Raw genomic sequence first — 16676 nt, 5'->3', positions numbered from 1 at the left:
GTTTTATTCAAATAGAATTTATAGTCAAAAAGAAATGGTTTGCGAATTTATCAAACGGAAATTGAGAGTTAGAAGTGACTCTAACTCCTTTTTATAAGTATGTATATTATCAAAGAAATTCCTTATAGCATCTCGGAATTCTGTCTTGTTCCGATAGAAACCCGTATTGATTACTTTTTTTCGTAAGAATTTCCACAAGCGCTCTATTAAATTGAGGTTCGGAGAGTATGGAGGCAAGAAAATTTGCTTGATTCTATTATCTTCTACCCAGTTTTGAAGTTCTTTATTGTGATAGTAGCGAGCATTATCGGATATAATATAAATATTTTTAGCGTTTGGATGCTTTTTAAGAGCTAATTCGTAAAGTTCTTTTGTTGATTCTGCATTAACGCATTCACAATCAAGAGCTATTACATCTGTAACATCATAAGCATTAAGTAAACCATTAATATTCACTCTATCACGCCCACTAACTGTTGGTTGTTGAAACTCTTTACCTTTCTCTATCCAAGCATAAGTGGAACGGCTGTTGTGCGTAGGATGAACACCATCGGCAAAATACACCACATCCCCTTCTTCCTTTTCTTGAAGAATTTTAGAGAGTGCTTCAGCAAATAGTTTTTGTTTTAAAGGATCCGCTTCACAAGGCACTTCGGTTGTTTTCTTGTAGGAAAAACCAATTCTGTTAAGTAAATCAGCCATTCCTTGTGGAGTATAGGTAACTTCAAAAGTGTCTTTAACCCATTGAGATACTTGTTTTGCATCTGTATAAAGATGTGTGCGTAACTCTTGTTTTAAGGATTCTATTTGAAAAATATTAAGCAGACCTTGATAACCTCTATAACGATTCTCAAGGAGTTTATCTAGTCCTCCTTCAAGATATAAGGAACGATAACGATAAACAGTAGAAATGTCTATACCCAAGCAATCAGCAACAAAAATAGGAGTATTGCCCATAGAAAGCATCAAAATGCAGGTAACTCGGGCATAATCCGAGCGACCTTGCAAGTTGCGTTGGAGCTTTCTAAGTTCCTCTATTTCTGTTGGTGACACTGTTAGTTCCATAGACAATGCAAAGATAATAAATCTTTTATTTATTCGCAATCTAAATTTGTTTGACTATATATAGCTATTGCAATAGGTGTTAGCTGGGCATGGCGGCTTTTGCCAACGTGTTCAGCTGGTGGGTTTTTCAAGTGTTTTTATTTCATTACCTAAAACAGTAATTACTTGATTGTTGGAAATAGGTCTCAGATCTATTTTCGGTGAATATTCGTTTACTACTTTTTGACTAGATTCCTCATATGGAAAGTTCAGATAATGAGGCAATAAGTAAAAATCTACCAAATGTAAGCCTGAATAATCAGTAAGTTCAGGAGCTTTTTTGGTCTCGTCCATATCGCTAACAAATTCAATAGTAGGAGAGGCAATGACAGAACCCGCTGAAGTACCTATGTACAACTTTCCATTATTAATTTGTTCTATAAGTAGCTTGTCAGCCCCTTTCTTTTTTAGTTCTTGCATTAGGTAGAATGTATTCCCTCCAGAAATGAAAATATAATCATTTCGCTCTAATGCTGTAGCTATTTCTTCGGTAGTAGCGGTAGAAACTTCTAATTCTTCTATGATAAGACCTAATTTTTCAAAGGCTTTTCTATCATCATCTACATAAAAACGCACTTTTTCTACCAAACTTGCTGTTGGAATAAAAGCAAGTTTTTTCCCTTTTACGGGTTCACCTGCAAAATCTTCAAACAATTCTGCTACTGAACTGAATGATGAGGTTAAAAATAATCTTTTCATATGTGATAATTATTTAAGATTTCTAAATTTAGTTCGAATTGCCTCATTCTGTTAAGTAAATCAGCCATTCCTTGTGGAGTATAGGTAACTTCAAAAGTGTCTTTAACCCATTGAGATACTTGTTTTGCATCTGTATAAAGATGTGTGCGTAACTCTTGTTTTAAGGATTCTATTTGAAAAATATTAAGCAGACCTTGATAAGACAGTGCAAAGATAATAATTTTTTATTTATTCGCAATCTAAATTTGTTTGACTATAATTGCCAATATAAAGCACTAGCCTACTTCATTTTCTCCCCTCTTTTTTCCTAATAAGGCATTGTTATTTTTCTTTATTCAGCAATTCGTCTAGTTCAGCAATACTTTTCTCAAAGCGTTTTATAAGTTTAGGGTTACACACCTCGTGCCATAGTTGTGGTTGCTCATACCAAGCCGTATCTCCACCAGCCTTAATATGCCCAAGTTCCAATTCCCCATCAATCTCTACAACCGAGTAGTAATCCGAAGGGAAATAAGCATCCTTAACATCGTAAAAAACTATAGCTTTAGGCAGATAAAAATCACCGTATTCGTAAGTATTATGCGGCCTTTCGTTGTTCCATACCACAGCGTATTTAAAAGCCTTTTCCGATTTCCAAAAAGCAAACCCCGAACTCTTTTGTGGCAATTCAAAAATCTGCAAAGCATCCTCCGGAATAAAGGCGCATCGCTCAATAATTTTATCAAATACCGAAGTAGTAATAACCTCATTCTTCAGTCGAGGCTTATGCAGTTTTCTTTCCCTATAATATATACGTGGCATAACGTTTTAAACTCTTTTGAAATTGCAAAAGTACATTATTTTTTTTGAATACACACAAACTAATAAAAAATTAATACCTCCCTACCACCACATAACACCCCTCCCAATATCCCAAAACTATAACCCTACCCCGAACGAACGAATAACGAACGAATAACGAAGGATAAACGAACTATAGTTAGCGAGCTGGCGCAGCTAAGTATGTCGCGAAGGATACCCATTCAGCCACTCCTACCTACCACATCCATTTCTCAGCCTGTATCAAAAACCAAAACCCTCTTCCCACCAACCGCCACACCCCCTCCTTCCTCACAATTCTTCTTGTCTTTTATCTACCTTTAAAATTTGCGAATTAAAATAATTTGCAGTATTTTTGCGGTCTATTTTAGTAACAACAGTACAATGAGAAAATATATTACTCTTTTAGGGCTTTGCATAGCAAGTTCACTTCACGCACAACAACAACCCATTGATTATATCAATCCCTTTATAGGAACCTCCAATTTCGGTGCTACACACCCTGGCGCTATTGCTCCGCGCGGTATGCTCAGCATCTCGCCTTTTAATGTAGCTTTCGATACTACTGGGGTGAAGGCTCCACTCGAAAAAGACAGCCGTTGGCTTTCCAATCCCTATGTAAATGAAAATAAATTCTTCACAGGACTCACCCACGTCAATCTCAGTGGCGTAGGCTGTCCCGAACTGGGGGTGATTATCGCAATGCCTACTACTGGCAAGTTACAAGTAAACCACCTCAATTACGGCTCTACCTACACTCAAGAAGTTGCCAAAGCAGGCTATTACAGTAATTTCCTCACCAAATATAATATCAAAACCGAAGCTACTGCCACCACCCGCGCAGGTATTACCCGCTATCACTTCCCCAAAGGTGAAGCCAACCTGCTCATCAATCTCGGATTGGGGCTTACTAATGAGAAGGGCGCAATGCTCAAATTCGTATCACCTACCGAGGTCGAAGGAATGCGTATGGTAGGTACTTTCTGTTATAACAGTCCAGAACTCGCCTATCCAGTGTATTTTGTAGCCAAAGTAAGCAAGGCAGCCCCTTCTTATGGCGTATGGCATACTCCCGAAAAGCACCAAGGCGTCGAAGCCCAATGGATGTGGTACAACGGCGAAACTCGTCTTAAAGAGCAATTCGCTCGCGAGGTAGTAGGCGATAGTATAGGGGCGTATTTCCGCTATAAATTTGATAAAGAGGAAGTAGTGGAACTCAAAGTGGGTATTTCCTACGTGAGCATTGCCAATGCTCGTGAAAACCTCGAAAAAGAAATAGGCAACCGCACTTTTAATGAGGTATATGCCGCTACTCGCCAAACGTGGAATGATGCCCTTCGCGCTACTGTCGAAGGTGGTACCGACGACCAAAAAACGATATTCTACACAGCACTCTACCACGCGCTTATTCACCCCAACCTACTCAACGATGTAAATGGCGATTACCCTGAGAGCAAGACTAACAAAATAGGCAAAAATAACCAGCGCTATACGGTGTTCTCGCTTTGGGATACCTATCGCAATTACCACCAGCTGCTCACCCTGCTCTACCCCGAACAGCAATTGCAAATGGTGCGTACTATGTTAGATATTTACAAAGAAAGCGGTTGGCTGCCCAAATGGGAACTCAATTCAACTGAAACCTTTACAATGGTAGGTGACCCTGCCAGTATCGTATTAGCCGATACTTACCTGCACGGCCTTACCGATTTTGATATACAAACAGCCTACCAGGCAATGCTCAAAGGGGCAAATACCCTTGAAAATAACCCTATACGCCCAGGGGTAAAAGAGTATTGGCAATTAGGTTATCTTAGCGTAGACGGAGGCGTAAAAGGTCCCGTATCTACTACCCAAGAGTATAATATCGCCGACTTTGCCATTGCTCAAATAGCTAAAAAATTAGGCAAAAAAGCCGATTACGAGAAGTTTAACAAACAAGCCTATTCGTATAGAAAGTTATTCGACAAAGAAACTCATTTATTGCGTCCCCGTCACGCCAATGGTAAGTGGTATGCACCTTTCAATCCCGAAAGTGGTGCCAATTTTGAAGAGAATGTAGGCTATATCGAGGGCAATGCGTGGCAGTATGTCTATATGGTTACCCACGATGTGAAAGGAATGATTAAGCTAATGGGAGGCGAGAAAGCTTTTGAAAAGCAACTCGACCATATTTTTGATAGCAAGCAGTACGATATGGCGAACGAACCCGATATTGCCTACCCCTATCTCTATAACTTCCTAAAAGGCAAAGAGTGGAAAACACAACAGAAAGTAGACCAACTCATCAATGAGTATTTTCAAAACAAACCCGCAGGACTCCCTGGTAATGAAGATACAGGGGTAATGTCCGCTTGGCTTGTCTATGGTATGGCAGGCTTTTACCCTATCACTCCTGCTGAGCCTACCTACACCTTTACCTCGCCTAAGTTCAATAAAATCACCTTGAAACGTGATCCAAAGTACTATCCAGCAGGTGATTTAGTGATAGAAAGTAATGCTTCACCCGAAAATATCTATATCAAAAACATCTATATAGATAACAAACCCTACAAGTCGTATTTCATCACCCACGAAGCACTGAAAAACGCTAAAAAAATACGATTTGAATTAATCAGCAAATAAATCAACAAAAAAAATAATTGAGGTGTCAAAATAATTTTATACATTTGTACTCTGAAAATTAATGTATTATGGAATTATTTAAGGGACAAATAAAGGACTATAATATAACTCAAAAACCGAGTAATGACGGAAAGAATTTTCCTACATTACACAAAGTAATACACCAAGCAAAATCTTGGATAAGAGGTATATATTCTTGGGTTTCAGAGTTTAATATAGACCGCTATTTAGCTGAGTATAGTTTTAGAATCAATCGCTCACAGAGCAAAGAGACTATCTTTAACAAATTAATGAAAAGAATTGTAGAACGTTCTCCCGTTTCCCCAAAGTCAATTAGTATGTAGCTAAATAGACACCTCAAAAAACAGATTTTAAACACTGTTCAACAAGGAGTGACTGTAGTAGCATATCAATATAATTTATATGGAGTTCGTAAATCTTTATCAAATAATTATCAGTATATTGCTCTAAAAATAATGGTATATTTTTGTAATAAATATAGTTCAAAACTTATTTTTGATAAAGATAAGATGAGTAAGTATGTAATAACTAAAGAACAAGATGATTTTTTATATAGAATACAAGACCAGATACTGGAGTATGCAAAGGAAAATGATGGGATCAATTCTATAAAGGTTCATCTATCAAAAGAAGATTTACACAAATTAAGACATCAGTATCTACACTGTTCTAATCAGGATGATGATATGATAGCTATGTATGGGAGATATAAAGAAGGAAAACCTAAACGAGACATTTTACAAGGATAAATTATGAAAAAGTATGTAATAATAGGCATTATAGTGCTTCTGATAGGAACACTCGTTTACTATAGAAAGAATGTAGCTTGGAAACTTAGTAAAGCAAAACATTCTATAACAAAAATAATGAATAAGATGACAAAAAAATACCACTGGCTTATTTTAACCACAGGAGATGAAGGATATACAACAGAAATAGTAGATGGTGCATTCATTTACAATAATGGAGAAAGGGAATATATTCCTTCTATGCAAAGCTTAAAATCAACTCTATTCCACGACTCAGGAACAGATATCGTAGGAGAGTGGGAGCGTCCTATCCCCGTAAAAATGGAGATTACCTGGTTTTCGTATGCGGAAAATAAGTTTTATTCAGGTTCTTTTGATTTAGATGTGCCTCGTATCACTAAGTTGTTTCAAGAAGGTTATCTTGACAAGTTTGGCGATACCAGCTATTATGATTTTAAAATTGCAGTATTGCCTGCAGGACAGGTATTGCTCTATTTAAGTGGAGCCAATACTATTTTAGTTGGTGAATATCAAGCAAAAGAGTATATTGTAGAAGGAGATGAGGCTTTCCATAGGATAATGGAAGTACCAGAAATAAGCATTGTAAGGGATTGGTCAAGAGAAACCACTGCACAACAATACCAAAATAGTATGCCGCAACAAACTCAAGAGGAGATCAGAAACAATAAACTTTCAACTCATATATGGAAGGAGGTTATCATTAAATACCCTTGGCGTTTTACCATCCATATTGCGGATAAAGATGATTATCCTCTAAAAATGATTTCACGTCCTTATGATGCCGGCAAGTATCTTTTATTTATTGACGGGGAGAAAAATATGCATTTTGACCTTGATTTTTTAACAGGTTTTGCCCCTAAACCTATTCCTGTAGAAGTAGATGCTGTGTATGATGGGCAAGAAGGTGAGTATGTAATAAGGGTTTACCCTGGTAATGTAGGGGGTGAAGAGTTTATTGCTTTGCCTTATGAACAATATCGCAAACGAGAGCAAGAGCTTGTAAAACTTTTTAAGGAGTTTTATGAAAGGATAGGAAAACAACCCTTTGATCTACATTTAGAAATAGATGAAAAATTTGAAAATCCTAAACTATACCTAAAAAAAGATGATATAATGCAGGAAATCCCCAATGTAGAGTTTGAGCTATTTAATAGTACATTTAACATCCAATTATATCCAAAAGAGTAATCTATGAAAGGCACTTACTACACCCCCCCAATAGACTTCAAGGCGTTGATAGAGAAGCACGACCTTGCCAAGACCACCTTAGAAACCTCAAAAAATATTTAATCCACGAAGGATTTTCGTATGAATTTAAATTAGATTAGTTTATGAAAAAAATACTTTTTATATTTATAATTTTATTGTTTAATTGTCATAATACACAAAATACAGGGGAAATGAAAATACAACAAATACCCTTGGAAAAACAAATAACTTATATGATTGATATAACAACCAATATTCCAGTAATTGTTTATGTTAATGATATAAAAGCTTCGGAACTTAATATGCCTTTGGGTACAGCCATAGATTTAAATCCTTATGTATTAAAAAATGGGAAATGTAAAATAAAATTACAGATATTTCCACTTTTTAGAAGAGGAGATACTTTGGTAACAGTAGAGAATATTATGAGATGTAATTTGTTTTTTGGCAGCTACATCAGAAATAAAGAGACCAATGAGATACTAAATTACAAAGCAGATGTAGCCCTTCCTATTGTAGCCCCTAAGGAGGATGTACCTTATTTTGAGCAGGAGTGGGAGGTAGAGCTTACAGAATTACCTTACGAATTAGAAGGTTGGAGCAAAGGTCAAGACCTTCGTAAATGGGATAAAAAAGAATTGGAGAAAAAGGTAGTAGCATACTATCAGAAGCTATGGAGTATTTTAAATAATGGAGAAGGGGAGAGATATATGGATTTATGGAAACAGGCAGACCAAGAATTAATGTTTTATGATTATGAAACAGATTATGATAGTATTTATAAAGAAGAATCCGAAGAAATAAAGAAAAATTGCACAGACAATATGATACCCTTGGAGGATTATGAGTTAAAACTTTATGCAGAGGGGAAGTTAGTAACCTTAGAACGAAAAACACATACCCGAGAGTTTAACAATTATTCACCATTAGATATTAAAGGTTGGAGCCCTTTAATCCGAAAAGGGAGAAAATCAGGAGCAGAAGATTTTCCAGTTAAGTTATATTTACCCCAAGGTAGTAATGAGTTTGTGATAATAAGGAAATAAAAATTTAGAAGAACCTAAGCCCGAAGAGCAAAAATACCTTATCCACGAAGGATTTTCGTATGAATTTAAGTTAGATTAGTTTATGAAAAAAATACTTTTTATATTTATAATTTTATTGTTTAATTGTCATAATGCACAAAAAAAAATAGAGACACAACAAATACCCTTGGAAAAACAAATAACTTATGGCATTTCTTTGTCGATGCGTGTACCTTATGAACTTTATATCAACGATATAAAAGCAGATTGTGATTATGTAGGAGGAAATAGTGGTGTAAATATGAACCCATATATATTAAAAAATGGAAAATATAAGGTAAAATTGAGGATATTTCCAGCCTTTAAAGCTGGAAAAAAATTGATTGAATTTGATGATATTGAGAAATCAAATATATCATTTGGTAGCTACATCAGAAATAGAGAGACAGATGAGATATTAAACTATGAAGATAAACTTTTGCCTATTACAGCCCCCACAATTGATGTACCTTATTTTGAGCAGGAGTGGGATGTAGAGCTTACAGAATTGCCTTATGAGTTAGAAGGTTGGAGCAAAGGTCAAGACTTTCGTAAATGGGATAAAAAAGAATTGGAGAAAAAGGTAGTAGCATACTATCAGAAGCTATGGAAAATGCTTAACGATGGAGATGGCGAAAGGTTTATGAAACTTTGGGAAAAAGCCGATGATGAAAATGCTATATATGATTATGATACAGAGATTGATGAAGCAAATAAATCTGAAATTGCCGATATAAAAAAGCATTGTGTAAATAGAATGATACCGTTGGAGGACTATGAGATGAAACTTTATGCAGAAGGAAGATTGGTTTGTTTAGAACGAAAAACACATACCCGAGAATTTAATAATTATTTCCCCTTAGATTTGAAAGGTTGGAGCCCATTAGTGCGAAAAGGTCAAGTAAGAGGCGGAGCAGAATTTCCCGTTAAATTATATTTACCTGAAGGTAGTAATGAGTTTGTGATAATAAGGAAATAAAAATTTAGAAGAACCTAAGCCCGAAGAGCAAAAATACCTTATCCACGAAGGATTTTCGTATGAATTTAAATTATAACTTATGAAAAAAGTATATTTATTAGCTATAGCTATTTTAATGTTTAATTGTCATAATGCACAAAAAAAAATAGAAACACAACAAATACCCTTGGAAAAACAAATAACTTATATGATTGATATAACAACCAATATTCCAGTAATTGTTTATGTTAATGATATAAAAGCTTCGGAACTTAATATGCCTTTGGGCACAGCCATAGATTTAAATCCTTATGTATTAAAAAATGGGAAATGTAAAATAAAATTACAGATATTTCCACTTTTTAGAAGAGGAGATACTTTGGTAACAGTAGAGAATATTATGAGATGTAATTTGTTTTTTGGCAGCTACATCAGAAATAAAGAGACCGATGAGATACTAAATTACAAAGCAGATGTAGCCCTTCCTATTGTAGTCCCTAAGGAGGATGTGCCTTATTTTGAGCAAGAGTGGGATGTAGAGCTTACAGAATTGCCTTATGAGTTAGAAGGTTGGAGTAAGGGGCAAGACCTTCGTAAATGGGACAAAAAAGAATTGGAGAAAAAAGTAGTAGCATACTATCAGAAGCTATGGCGTATTTTAAATAATGGAGAAGGGGAAAAATATGTAGAAGTTTGGAAGAAAGCAGACCAGGAATTATTTTCATATTATTATACAACACAAGAAAGATATTTAAAACTTGTAGAAAATACAATTGAAGATGTAGAAGAATATTGTAAAGGCACAATGATACCGTTGGAGGACTATGAGATGAAACTTTATGCGGAAGGAAAATTGGTTTGTTTAGAACGAAAGACACATACAAAGGAGTTTAATAATAAATCTCCTTTGGATATCAAAGGTTGGAGTCCTTTAATCAGTAAAGGAGAAAAATCAGGAGCTGCGGATTATCCCGTTAAATTATATTTACCCGAAGGTAGTAATGAGTTTGTAATAATAAGAATGTAAGATTATGAGACAATTAGTATTTTTGTGTTTTATTTTATGGTTTAATTGTCATAATGCACAAAAAAAAATAATACCCTTGAAAAAACAAATAACTTATATGATTGATATAACAACCAATATTCCAGTAATTGTTTATGTTAATGATATAAAAGCTTCGGAACTTAATATGCCTTTGGGTACAGCCATAGATTTAAATCCTTATGTGTTAAAAAATGGGAAATGTAAAATAAAATTACAGATATTTCCACTTTTTAGAAAAGGAGATACTTTGGTAACAGTAGAGAATATTATGAGATGTAATTTGTTTTTTGGCAGCTACATCAGAAATAAAGAGACCGATGAGATGCTAAATTACAAAGCAGATGTAGCCCTTCCTATTGTAGCCCCTAAGGAGGATGTGCCTTATTTTGAGCAAGAGTGGGATGTAGAGCTTACAGAATTGCCTTATGAATTAGAAGGTTGGAGCAAGGGGCAAGACCTTCGTAAATGGGATAAGGATAAATTAGAGAAAAAGGTAGTAGCATACTATCAAAAACTATGGCGTATTTTAAATAATGGAGAAGGGGAGAGATATATGGATTTATGGAAACAGGCAGACCAAGAATTAATGTTTTATGATTATGAAACAGATTATGATAGTATTTATAAAGAAGAATCCGAAGAAATAAAGAAAAATTGCACAGACAATATGATATACTTGGAGGACTATGAGATGAAACTTTATGCGGAAGGAAAATTAGTTTGTTTAGAACGAAAAACACATACCCGAGAGTTTAACAATTATTCACCATTAGATATTAAAGGTTGGAGCCCTTTAATCCGAAAAGGGAGAAAATCAGGAGCAGAAGATTTTCCAGTTAAGTTATATTTACCCCAAGGTAGTAATGAGTTTGTGATAATAAGGAAATAAAAATTTACAAGAACCTAAGCCCGAAGAGCAAAAATACCTTATCCACGAAGGATTTTCGTATGAATTTAAATTATAACTTATGAAAAAAGTATATTTATTAGCTATAGCTATTTTAACATTTTTAAATTGTAAAGAAAGAATAAAAATGGAAAAAATAGCAAATTTATATAAAGAAGTTAAATATAATGAGCAAGCTATTAGTTATCAAGCAGAGTATTTTATAGGAGGTTGTAATTTTGAAATACTAATTAATGGCTTCCCTATTGAGAGATATTATGGATTGGGAAATGGTGCCTTAAGCGCAAGTGTCCCCATAAATACAGCAATTTTAAAGAGTGGTTTACAATCTTGGAAAATTAGAATTTTTCCTATACACATCAATGGAATTCCACAAAAAATGATAGAAGGAGGGGCAAGAGTCCAATTAAAAATACAAGCTATTCGTTTTAAAGATGATGGAGATATTGAAAAGATTTCTACACCTGTGATAGATTTCGAAGTTCCACTAAAAAAAGAAAAAAAAACAGGAAAAAATATATTTGTAGATATGGGAAAACCTTATGTAGAATATAGTGGAACATTTCAGGCTAATGTCCCATATCAATTAAAAGGATGGCAAGATGGAGAAAAATTTGATTTATCTGATAGCTTAAATCTAAAAAAAGAAGTTCTAAACAAGTTTAATGAACTTAGAAATATGATTATCAATAAAGAAGAAAATAAATTTGAAGAGAGTATTTTATATAAAGAAAAAGAAGTAGCTCAAGCTTTATTTATGACAGAAAAAGAAAGTAAGGATATTGCAAAATTTTATACAGCTGCATTTGATGGAACTCTACAGAATTTTAATATGACTTCAATTGATAATGAAGAGTTGGTTTATTATTGTGAAGATAGAGTAGTCACATTATTATTTACAGCAATGAAATGTCCTCGTTGTAAAGGAGAGCCTGTTCTAGTAGGAAGATATGAAGAGGAAAATAGAAAAAAAGTAAGAATTTTCCCTATATATTTATATCGCCCAAAAGGTAAAAAAGAATTAGAAGTTATAAGATAAATGAAAGGCACTTACTACAAAACCCCCCATAGACTTCAAGGCACTGATAGAGAAGCGCGACCTTGCCAAGACCACCTTAGAGACCTCAGAAATATCACTCGGCTACTTCATTAGAGCAGTCAAAAAATTAATAAATATGAAAAAGATGCAACATTTACTCGGACTTGTATTGTTGTTGTGTAGCTTTACAGCTTTGGCACAACCCAAATACTTTATTTTTGAAGAGAATAAAAAGCAAGGGCTGGTAGACCTACAAGGGGAAACAGTGTTAGCCCCTACTTTTAATTCTATAGAGGAAAAATATCCTTACTACCTCGCTTGTAGTGAAACAGAATGTTTTGTGTATAACGAAAATTTACAACTCATTTTTAAAGGGGCATATAACTTTATAAAACTTGGTTGTAAAGGGCAATTTATTGTTGAGAAGGATAAAAAGTATGGAGTAGTTTCTCAAAAAGGAACTGTAATATTTCCTTTAAAATACTCATTTATAGAACCTAATGAAAATGGCTATACAGTAAGCCTTGATAAAAAAGAAGGTCTTTTTACCTCCGAAGGCAAAGAAGTCATTCCTATCAGTTATAATTCGGTTTATACCACTGAAATAGATAAAAACATTCCTATTGTAGCCAATTTAGACGGTAAAGAGGGATATATCAACACTAAAAATAAATGGGTGATACCTCCTACCTACCAAAAAGCTTTCCCTTTTAAGCAAGGTTTAGCTAAAGTACAGAAAGAGGGTACAAAACATTATATGTATATCAACCTCAAAGGAGAACCTGTTATTCAAGATTTTTATACTGATATGTTTGATCCTTCCGATAATGTTAATATAGTAACTGTTCTACTAAGAGAGAATAATGAATGTAAGTATAAAGTCTATGATTTCAAAGGTAATTTGTTAGGCGCCTATGATGATTTTAGAAAGAATAGGACTGGTAATGCTGTTTTTGCAGTTAAAAAAGATGGTAAATGGGGATATATAGATGCAAATGGCAAGGTAGTAATCCCCTTAGAATATGAAGAAGTCGCTGATTTTAGCGAAGGTTTGGCTCCAGTAAGCAAAAATGGCAAATGGGGCTATATCAACCTAAAAAATGAAATCGTTATTCCGTTTAAGTTTGCCAATAGCAAGATGTATTCATTTAAAAATGGGGTTGCTCGATATTGTTATACTGGTGGTAACAGTTTATATACCGATGATGTAAATGGGCTTATCAATCTCAAAGGAGAAATAATAGTAGAACCTAAATATAATAGTATAGAATACATAAATGGGAATGTTGCTATGGTAGCTTTTGATGGTTATAACTATCTGTATGATTTTGTAAAAGAAAAGAAACTCAAACGCCTTAAAAAAGCACTATTACCTGGAGGTGGCATATATGCAGATTCAGAGTGCCAGTTTTACGAAATATTTGAATAGTTATTTGTATCTATTACTATTTTGTAAAAAGAAAGCAACACCAGCGCCTTAAAAAAAGAAAGCATATCAAGGCGTTATAGCTATAGAACCAGATTGCGATTAATTGATAAATGACAAGAAAACTTCATTTAATATGTGCCCTAATAGCAGGGGTATTCATTCTGCTGGCAGCTCTCACAGGGGCTATCTTAGCAGCCGAATCGGTGTATAATCAAACGTTACCTTACAAAAGTCCCGAGTTTGAAAGTACTACCCTTGCCCAAACGCTTAATGCTCTTAAAGAAAAACAAATAGATGCCTTAAAAATGAGTATCGACCGCAATCACTTTGTAAAGGTCGAAACTACCGAAGGCAAAACACTCTTTATTCATCCCCATTCTGCCGAGGTTATACAAGGCACCTATGAAACTCCTAAGTTCATACAATGGAACAAAACCCTCCACCGCTCTCTCTTTCTTGGCAAAACAGGGCGTGTAGTAATGGGGGTAGTTGCTTTGTGTTTTGTTGTGATACTCCTCTCTGGTCTTTGGTACATAGCGCGTAAGCAGTTAGGCTGGCAAAATTTTCTCAAAAAGCTACCTAAGGGCGAGAAGTTTAATAATCATTATCACACAGCAGTAGGGCGTTGGGCGCTCATACCATTGCTTATCATTGCTCTTACTGGGGTATATATGGGCTTAGAAACTGTTGGACTTATCCCTAAATATACCCCAGTTCATCAGTATGATGCCTCTACCTTACCCGATACTCCTGTAGTACCCATAGCCAATATCGAGGCTTTTAATGTACCATTATCCGAAGTTCGCAAAGTCGATTTTCCTGCCTTTGAAGATGTAGAGGAGGTCTATAAAATTGATTTTATCAATAAGAACATAGAAGTGAATCAGTTCACAGGTGAGGTTATTAGTGCGTCAGTTTCAGCTACAAAAGCCTTGTCGTATTTAGTGCGTACCTTGCACATAGGTAAGGGGCATCCTATATGGGCAACAGTACTATTGTTTTCAGCTTTAGCTGTGTTGTTCTTCATATATACAGGCTTTGCTATTACACTCAAAAAACAACGCAAAAAGAGGCCTATTAATCCTTTCTCTAAAGACGATTGTAATTATATCATTTTAGTAGGTACCGAAGGGGGGACTACTCGTAATTTTGCACGCTTAGTACATAATGAGTTACTCCGTCAGGGCAAAAAGTCGTTTCTTACCGAAATGAACCGTTTTACCAACTATCCTCAAATGGAGCAGTTACTCATCTTCACTAGTACCTATGGTGATGGTGATGCTCCTACTACTGCTACTTATTTTACCCAGCTCTTTGCTCAGTATCCTATAGTGCAACCTTTTGGGTATACAGTAGTAGGTTTTGGCTCACTCACCTACCCACTTTTTTGTGAGTATGCCCGCCAGGTTGATATGTTATTAGCCAAACTACCTCACGCTCAGGCTATGACTCCTTTGCATACTATTAATGAACAGTCGTTTGAGGCTTTCAGTTTGTGGGCAAGCCGTTGGTCTGTTTCTCAAGACCTTACTTTGCGCCTCTCACCAGCCGAACTCAAAAGAAAAAAACGCAAATATATTCCTTTTACTGTTGTTCAGCGTACCCCAGTAACCGATGATAATATTTTCTTATTGCGTTTGCAGCCTACCAAAAAAATAACTTTTACCTCTGGTGATTTGCTCAGCATTACCCCTTCCGATCAGCGCGAACGTCTCTACTCAGTGGCCAAAATGGAAAATGGAGAACTGTTGCTTAGTATAAAACTCATACCCAATGGGGTTGTTACCAACTACCTAAACACTCTAAAAACAGGCGATACTCTACAAGGGGCTATAGTACTTAATGAGCGTTTTCATTTCCCTGCAGAGGCTCCCGAAATAGCTTGTATTGCCAATGGTTCAGGTATGGCTCCTTTCTTAGGAATGATAGCTCATAATACAGCCCAAAAACCGCTTACCTTAGTGTGGGGCTGTCGCAAAGCCGAGGCTCTAAAAATATATCAACCCTATACCGATACCTTTACTGCCGAAGGGAAACTTACTAACTACTGGCAAGCTCTCTCTCGTGAAGCCGACCGTTTTTATGTACAGGACCTTATCAAGCAGCATTCCGACTTTTTTGCACAACTGCTCAGTAGGGGAGGGGTGATAATGATATGTGGCTCACTGGCTATGCTCAAAGCCGTAACCGAAACACTTGATGAGCTTTGCCGTTTCCACCTTCGCCAGCCTCTCAGCCATTTTGAAAATCAAGGACAACTCAAAACCGATTGTTATTAATATTAACCCTCTAACCTCTAATCCCTAAAATAATGACTACATATTCACTGTATATCAACCCTAAAACTTCGGTCGAAGAGGCTAAACTCCTTTTTGAAGCCCATACTCTTGATGCATTGCCAGTATGTGAAGGTGCTACCTTTATGGGGGTATTACATAAGGATTTTATTGAGAATGAGCCTAATGAAGCCCTCGTGTCCGATTATCATTATGCTTTTGAATCCTTCTTTGTCTTGAATACAGCTGCTTGGGATGAGGTTGTAGAGGCTTTTTCTACTTACCGCACCAATATGCTGCCAGTACTTACAGCTACCCATCAGTTTGTAGGTTACTACCTCCTTACCGATTTTGTGCAACAACTTACCGAAACACCTTTTGTACAAGAAGCAGGGCGTGTAATTATCTTAGAGAAAAAGCAAAACGATTATTCTTTCTCCCAAATTAGCAGAATAGTAGAGGAACATCATGGTAGGCTTTTAGGTATTTACATTTCTGGTTATACTGCTAAAACAGTCCATATCACATTAAAAGTAATAGCCAATCCTCTCTCCGAAATACTCCAAGCCTTCCGCCGTTATGGCTATGGAATCCTTTCCGAAAAAGAGGATGATAATTACCGACAAGAGCTGAAAGACATATCACATTATTTTGAAAAATACCTCAATATGTGATAACATTACTTCCAAATAAGAAAGAGTCCAAAAA

General features: G+C 35.6%; 15 protein-coding genes and 1 pseudogene. 12 read left to right on the top strand and 4 right to left on the bottom strand.

Going from position 1 to position 16676, the window contains the following annotated elements:
- Positions 1-24: 24 nt before the first annotated feature.
- From C4H12_RS09250 to C4H12_RS09235, 4 genes are all read right to left on the bottom strand, one after another.
- Entirely contained in the window at positions 25-1065 is a 1041-nt protein-coding gene (locus C4H12_RS09250) for an IS630 family transposase (RefSeq protein ID WP_106097921.1), read from the bottom strand.
- A 111-nt stretch (positions 1066-1176) separates the two neighbouring features.
- Positions 1177-1803 (bottom strand): Type 1 glutamine amidotransferase-like domain-containing protein, encoded by a 627-nt coding sequence (locus tag C4H12_RS09245; protein WP_106098660.1) that lies wholly within the window; start codon positions 1801-1803, stop codon positions 1177-1179.
- A complete protein-coding gene (locus C4H12_RS09240) occupies positions 1800-1976 on the bottom strand; it encodes a winged helix-turn-helix domain-containing protein (RefSeq protein WP_254424848.1) in 177 nt (58 codons plus the stop codon). The genes C4H12_RS09245 and C4H12_RS09240 overlap by 4 nt, the downstream gene beginning before the upstream one ends.
- Positions 1977-2124: 148 nt before the next feature.
- The gene (locus C4H12_RS09235) at positions 2125-2604 is read right to left on the bottom strand and encodes a hypothetical protein (RefSeq protein ID WP_106098659.1); all 480 of its coding nucleotides are present in this window, start codon (positions 2602-2604) and stop codon (positions 2125-2127) included.
- Between the two features lie 402 nt (positions 2605-3006).
- On the opposite strand from C4H12_RS09235, the gene C4H12_RS09230 reads away from it, so the two are divergent.
- The 12 genes and pseudogenes from C4H12_RS09230 (at position 3007) to C4H12_RS09175 (ending at position 16642) form a co-directional block, all read left to right on the top strand.
- Positions 3007-5247 (top strand): GH92 family glycosyl hydrolase, encoded by a 2241-nt coding sequence (locus tag C4H12_RS09230; RefSeq protein ID WP_106098658.1) that lies wholly within the window; start codon positions 3007-3009, stop codon positions 5245-5247.
- Between the two features lie 89 nt (positions 5248-5336).
- A pseudogene (locus C4H12_RS09225) lies at positions 5337-5591 on the top strand (transposase); the annotation flags it as partial.
- 48 nt (positions 5592-5639) lie between these two features.
- Positions 5640-6017 (top strand): hypothetical protein, encoded by a 378-nt coding sequence (locus C4H12_RS09220; protein WP_129588229.1) that lies wholly within the window; start codon positions 5640-5642, stop codon positions 6015-6017.
- A gap of 3 nt (positions 6018-6020) precedes the next feature.
- Complete coding sequence (locus C4H12_RS09215; RefSeq protein WP_106098656.1) at positions 6021-7226, top strand: DUF2931 family protein; 1206 nt, start codon at positions 6021-6023, stop codon at positions 7224-7226.
- A gap of 212 nt (positions 7227-7438) precedes the next feature.
- The gene (locus tag C4H12_RS09210) at positions 7439-8293 is read left to right on the top strand and encodes a hypothetical protein (RefSeq protein WP_106098655.1); all 855 of its coding nucleotides are present in this window, start codon (positions 7439-7441) and stop codon (positions 8291-8293) included.
- 82 nt (positions 8294-8375) lie between these two features.
- On the top strand, positions 8376-9290 hold the full coding sequence (locus C4H12_RS09205; RefSeq protein ID WP_254424748.1) for a hypothetical protein: 915 nt from the start codon (positions 8376-8378) through the stop codon (positions 9288-9290).
- Between the two features lie 79 nt (positions 9291-9369).
- Positions 9370-10296 (top strand): hypothetical protein, encoded by a 927-nt coding sequence (locus C4H12_RS09200; RefSeq protein WP_254424747.1) that lies wholly within the window; start codon positions 9370-9372, stop codon positions 10294-10296.
- A 97-nt stretch (positions 10297-10393) separates the two neighbouring features.
- Positions 10394-11206 (top strand): hypothetical protein, encoded by an 813-nt coding sequence (locus tag C4H12_RS09195; RefSeq protein WP_254424746.1) that lies wholly within the window; start codon positions 10394-10396, stop codon positions 11204-11206.
- Between the two features lie 79 nt (positions 11207-11285).
- Complete coding sequence (locus C4H12_RS09190) at positions 11286-12263, top strand: hypothetical protein (RefSeq protein WP_254424745.1); 978 nt, start codon at positions 11286-11288, stop codon at positions 12261-12263.
- A 136-nt stretch (positions 12264-12399) separates the two neighbouring features.
- Positions 12400-13692 carry a WG repeat-containing protein gene (locus tag C4H12_RS09185; protein WP_106098653.1) on the top strand — a complete coding sequence of 431 codons (1293 nt, stop codon included), beginning with the start codon at positions 12400-12402 and terminating at the stop codon, positions 13690-13692.
- Positions 13693-13802: 110 nt separating this feature from the next.
- Entirely contained in the window at positions 13803-15971 is a 2169-nt protein-coding gene (locus C4H12_RS09180; protein WP_106098652.1) for a PepSY domain-containing protein, read from the top strand.
- Between the two features lie 32 nt (positions 15972-16003).
- On the top strand, positions 16004-16642 hold the full coding sequence (locus tag C4H12_RS09175; protein ID WP_106098651.1) for a CBS domain-containing protein: 639 nt from the start codon (positions 16004-16006) through the stop codon (positions 16640-16642).
- Positions 16643-16676: the final 34 nt, after the last annotated feature.

The sequence above is a fragment of the Capnocytophaga sp. oral taxon 878 genome (genome assembly GCF_002999135.1).
Taxonomy (GTDB): domain Bacteria; phylum Bacteroidota; class Bacteroidia; order Flavobacteriales; family Flavobacteriaceae; genus Capnocytophaga.
Note: the sequence above shows the minus strand (reverse complement) of the source record. Positions and strands in the feature narration are given on the sequence as shown.

Excerpts from the sequence above, each read along its gene's own strand:
- C4H12_RS09250 (WP_106097921.1), bottom strand. The coding sequence starts at position 1,065 with ATGGAACTAACAGTGTCACCAACAGAAATAGAGGAACTTAGAAAGCTC.
- C4H12_RS09245 (WP_106098660.1), bottom strand. The coding sequence starts at position 1,803 with ATGAAAAGATTATTTTTAACCTCATCATTCAGTTCAGTAGCAGAATTG.
- C4H12_RS09235 (WP_106098659.1), bottom strand. The coding sequence starts at position 2,604 with ATGCCACGTATATATTATAGGGAAAGAAAACTGCATAAGCCTCGACTG.
- C4H12_RS09230 (WP_106098658.1), top strand. The coding sequence starts at position 3,007 with ATGAGAAAATATATTACTCTTTTAGGGCTTTGCATAGCAAGTTCACTT.
- C4H12_RS09215 (WP_106098656.1), top strand. The coding sequence starts at position 6,021 with ATGAAAAAGTATGTAATAATAGGCATTATAGTGCTTCTGATAGGAACA.
- C4H12_RS09210 (WP_106098655.1), top strand. The coding sequence starts at position 7,439 with ATGAAAATACAACAAATACCCTTGGAAAAACAAATAACTTATATGATT.
- C4H12_RS09205 (WP_254424748.1), top strand. The coding sequence starts at position 8,376 with ATGAAAAAAATACTTTTTATATTTATAATTTTATTGTTTAATTGTCAT.
- C4H12_RS09200 (WP_254424747.1), top strand. The coding sequence starts at position 9,370 with ATGAAAAAAGTATATTTATTAGCTATAGCTATTTTAATGTTTAATTGT.
- C4H12_RS09195 (WP_254424746.1), top strand. The coding sequence starts at position 10,394 with ATGATTGATATAACAACCAATATTCCAGTAATTGTTTATGTTAATGAT.
- C4H12_RS09190 (WP_254424745.1), top strand. The coding sequence starts at position 11,286 with ATGAAAAAAGTATATTTATTAGCTATAGCTATTTTAACATTTTTAAAT.
- C4H12_RS09185 (WP_106098653.1), top strand. The coding sequence starts at position 12,400 with ATGAAAAAGATGCAACATTTACTCGGACTTGTATTGTTGTTGTGTAGC.
- C4H12_RS09180 (WP_106098652.1), top strand. The coding sequence starts at position 13,803 with ATGACAAGAAAACTTCATTTAATATGTGCCCTAATAGCAGGGGTATTC.
- C4H12_RS09175 (WP_106098651.1), top strand. The coding sequence starts at position 16,004 with ATGACTACATATTCACTGTATATCAACCCTAAAACTTCGGTCGAAGAG.